This window comes from Silvanigrella sp. (assembly GCF_044369315.1).
GTDB lineage: Bacteria > Bdellovibrionota_B > Oligoflexia > Silvanigrellales > Silvanigrellaceae > Silvanigrella.
This window is the reverse complement of record NZ_JBIPMD010000304.1, coordinates 1-3,326: the sequence shown is the minus strand read 5'-3', so window position 1 is coordinate 3,326 and position 3,326 is coordinate 1. Positions and strand designations below refer to the sequence as shown.

The following is a 3,326-nucleotide window of genomic DNA, read 5'->3' as shown; positions in this document are numbered from 1 at the left end:
AAAGTAAATTCATATGAAGAATTTTTAGAACATGAAAAAAAAATAATCGAAGATTTTTGGCAATTTTCTATTAAATATCAGGATTTTCATAAACATTGGTATGATCATACCATGGGAAATCGTTACATGAGTGATTATCAGAAAAATAAACTAAAAAAGCTTCCTGTTACTTTTTGTGGATATAATATCTCAAATTTTGATTTAATGGTAATTGAACAACGCAGTTTAATACATTTTATTACTTGTCCAATTGAGGATTATGTTAAAAATTTAGGTAATGATTCATATAGATATAAATATGCATCTGATAAAGTTTTTGATCTTATGAATTTTATTTCGAATTATGATAATAAAAATGCTAGAGTTGGCCTTGATATTATTGCACGGGCTATGGGGTTAGGCGGAAAAATGTCCGGAATGGACGGTTCTTTGGTTGCAGAAGAATATTATTGTCATCATTCTTCCTCAAAAATTGAAGAATATTGTGCTATAGATGTATTGATTTCTTATGGCGTTTTTTTATCAATTCAAAAATTTAGAGGTATTTTATCGGATGAGCAGTTTAAAGACTGTTTACTTCATTTTGAAAAATGGCTTTTAAAAGATGGAAAACCGTTAAATTACCGTGAATTAGTTAACGAAAGCACAAAATTTTTTAATTATGCTAAAAAAACTTAAGAGAATCCCCCTTCGTCCGATAGTTGTCACTGAGGGGTTACAGGAGTATAGAGGTCTAAATACGCAATCTCAATCTTTCTTAGAGTTTCGTATTCGTGATTGGATAAAATATATTTAATTTAATGATTTTAGTTGTTTGAGGAGGCATTTATATGTCAGAAGAACATGGGTTTTCTAAAGGTTTAGCTGGAGTAGTTGCAGATGCAACATCTGTAAGCCAAGTACAAGGTGAAGTAGGTAGATTAATTTATCGTGGTATTCCTATAGAAGAACTTGCAGAAAAATCTACTTATGAAGAATGCGCATTTTTCTCATTATATGGAAAAATGCCAAATCAAAATGAATTAAATAAATTTACAACAGAAATGAAAGCAAGTCGCGTTTTACCAAAAGCAGTTGAAGCTGTGATTTCTGCTGCCCCACGTTCTGCGCATCCAATGGCAATTCTTCAAGCTGCTATTTCTGCAATTGGTTTTGAAGAGCATCCTGTTAACTTAAAAAATGAAGAAATGAATATTCATAGTGCTACTAAAATTATTAGCCAACTCGCAACAGCGGTTGCTCGTATTTCAAGAGAGCGCCGTGGGCTTGAGCCAGTAGCTCCAAATACAGATTTATCTCATGCAGAAAATTTTCTTTATATGCTTAATGGCGAAATTCCAAATAAAGATGAAGCTCGCATGTTTGACGTAGCTCTTATTCTTCATTTGGATCATGACTTTAATGCATCTACTTTTGCGGCAAGAGTTGTTGCTTCTACAGAAGCAAAACTATCACTTTCTATTTCTGCTGCAATTGGAGCTCTTTCAGGTCCACTTCATGGTGGTGCCAATGAAAAAGTTCTTGAAATGGCAGACTCTATTGGGGCGCCTCAAAATGCAAAAGCATGGGTTGCGAATGCACTTGCAACAAAAGCAAAAGTAATGGGATTTGGTCACCGTGTTTATAGAACAATGGACCCAAGAGCAAAAGTATTACGTGGTATGCTTGAAAAACTTGTTGCTACAAAAAAAGAAAAAGATACTTACGAAACACTTCGTATTGTTCATGACACTATGATTGAAGAATTAAGCAAAACTTCTAAAGACTATATTTGGCCAAATGTGGACTTTTGGTCAGGAGCTCTTTACCGTTTAATGGGAATTGAATCTATTGATTTTACTCCAATCTTTGCTGTTTCTCGTGTAGCGGGATGGTCATCCCATATTATCGAAATGTGGCGTGATAATCGTATTTATCGTCCAGCAGCAAAATATATTGGTCCTGCAGATGAGAAATATGTAGATATCAAAAACAGAAAATAATTATCTTTTTAGTACTTTTGTATTATAGAATTGAGTTCATAGAGGAATAAATCTATGAACTCTTTTTTTATGAAATAAAAATTTATTTTTAAAGGATATAGGATGAAAGAGCCATTTAATAATGTAACAAATCCTGTAATTTCTTTTGAAAAATATTCTCTATCCGTTGGTTTTATATCTCCCATTCGTGATCTTTCTTTCAGTATTAATGAAGGAGAATCTGTAGCGATAATTGGACCTGCTGGTTCTGGAAAGAGTATGGTTTTATCTGTTATTGCTCAGTTTATTTGGGAAATGGATAATAATTTATTATTAAGTTCCTTTAAGCAAAGCGGTGATATTAAAATACTTGGAATTCAATTATCAGGTAAAAAACCATCAAATGATATTTTAAAAAAAATATATTCACAAATTGCACTTGTTTCTGAAAAAAGTGCGTGGCTTCCTGTCTCAATTGCAGAAAACTTTGCGCTTTCACAAAGTTTAGCTGGAATAAAAGATGTATTAGCATTTCATGAATTAATAGATACTTTACCTATATCTCAACATAATAAAGCTTTAATCGACTCTTTAGCTGAGTTATTACCAAGTCAAGTTGAACTTCCTTTTTTACAGCAATTAGCAATTATTAGAGCTTTAATTCGCAAGCCCAAAATTTTCTTATTAGATGATGCTTTTTTACGAATGGATCCTGTAATGTTAAAACAAACTGAAAATTTAGTATTAAATATGAGCGAAAAAACAACTCTCGTATGGGCAACAAATGATTTATATCAAGCAAGTAGAGTAACAGATTGGACGTTATTTATGCGTCACGGAACAATTGTTGAGTACACTCAAACAGCGCAATTTTTTACAACTCCAACAACTCAAGAGGCAGAAAATTTTATTGCTGGTAGAGATGATGTTTAGTTACTTATTTTAATAAAAAAGAATCCCAAATTTCTTCTGTTGGTAAGGCTTGTTTCACATTATTTAAACTATGTCTTAAATTCGAGGTTTCTAAATAAACGATTTTACGAGCTCTATTAACTCCTCCTAAGGGACGCATTTCTTCTGTACCATGCCATGGTGTAAAAGAAAGATCCTCACAAAATTTCATTGCTTTATCCGAGTCTGGTTGTTGTTCCTTTGGCAAAATTAAAGTTGCTACTTTAAATATATTATTCTTTCCATTCCATGATGGAGTCCACTCAATAGTAGAATCTTCTATTGGCATTGCTTGGGAATGTGTCCTCCCAATAAGTGATTTTTACAAAGCATAAATCCAGAATTAAATCTCCTTTTGAGGAGGAGATTTAAATGGAGATGGAAAATAGACTTTTAAAATTGTCAGAGCAAGTT

General features: G+C 32.5%; 3 protein-coding genes and 1 pseudogene. 3 read left to right on the top strand and 1 reads right to left on the bottom strand.

The features are described from left to right. The 3 genes and pseudogenes from ACIQ56_RS15910 to ACIQ56_RS15900 all read left to right on the top strand — a co-directional run. Positions 1-678, top strand: a pseudogene (locus ACIQ56_RS15910) (hypothetical protein); the annotation flags it as partial. A gap of 152 nt (positions 679-830) precedes the next feature. Next, positions 831-1,982 carry a citrate/2-methylcitrate synthase gene (locus ACIQ56_RS15905; RefSeq protein WP_397602020.1) on the top strand — a complete coding sequence of 384 codons (1,152 nt, stop codon included), beginning with the start codon at positions 831-833 and terminating at the stop codon, positions 1,980-1,982. A 102-nt stretch (positions 1,983-2,084) separates the two neighbouring features. Then, positions 2,085-2,894: an ATP-binding cassette domain-containing protein gene (locus tag ACIQ56_RS15900; protein ID WP_397602019.1), complete on the top strand. Its 810-nt coding sequence runs from the start codon at positions 2,085-2,087 to the stop codon at positions 2,892-2,894. 4 nt (positions 2,895-2,898) lie between these two features. On the opposite strand, the gene ACIQ56_RS15895 is transcribed toward ACIQ56_RS15900, so the two are convergent. Beyond that, positions 2,899-3,201, bottom strand: a complete 303-nt coding sequence (locus ACIQ56_RS15895; RefSeq protein WP_397602018.1) for a hypothetical protein — start codon at positions 3,199-3,201, stop codon at positions 2,899-2,901. Positions 3,202-3,326: the final 125 nt, after the last annotated feature.

What these genes read in the sequence shown, in the direction of transcription:
- ACIQ56_RS15905 (WP_397602020.1), top strand. Translation starts at nt 831, where the DNA reads ATGTCAGAAGAACATGGGTTTTCTAAAGGTTTAGCTGGAGTAGTTGCA.
- ACIQ56_RS15900 (WP_397602019.1), top strand. Translation starts at nt 2,085, where the DNA reads ATGAAAGAGCCATTTAATAATGTAACAAATCCTGTAATTTCTTTTGAA.
- ACIQ56_RS15895 (WP_397602018.1), bottom strand. Translation starts at nt 3,201, where the DNA reads ATGCCAATAGAAGATTCTACTATTGAGTGGACTCCATCATGGAATGGA.